Annotated in this window: 1 protein-coding gene; it reads left to right on the top strand. The window is 55.9% G+C overall.

What is annotated here, in order from left to right; genetic code table 11:
* Positions 1-424 (top strand): hypothetical protein (locus M3661_RS29920; protein WP_251491374.1); only part of this gene is annotated, 424 nt, incomplete at both ends.

Below are 424 nucleotides of genomic sequence, written 5' to 3' on the forward strand. Positions count from 1 at the left end.
GTGGTGAAGGCCAAAGGTGTTTCCGGCGCGATGAGTCTGCTGATCCGTCGCCAGAACAAAATCGGCCAGACGGACAGTACGTATGAGGATAAAACGGTCACGCTGACCACTGACTGGCAAACCATCACCTGGGAAACCGGATTGACGGCTGCCGGCGCGGACGGGCAGAACTTCAAACTTTATTCTCATCCGACAAACGGTGAAATCTGGCTCGATTCCGTCCGGGTTTTTGATATCACCGATGAAACCAACATCAAGGCGACCAGCGATGCTGTTTCGTCTCTGACCGGGACGGTGACGAACCAGGGGAACACCCTGACATCACAGGGGCAATCCATCACGGCGCTGAATAACGCGCTGGAAGGGGTCAAAGGCGATGTGGCGAAGAAGGCTGATGCGTCGGCGGTCAGTTCACTGACCAACC

Origin of the sequence: Paenibacillus sp. MER 180 (genome assembly GCF_023713665.1) — a bacterium.
Taxonomy (GTDB): domain Bacteria; phylum Bacillota; class Bacilli; order Paenibacillales; family Paenibacillaceae; genus Paenibacillus_B; species Paenibacillus_B suaedae.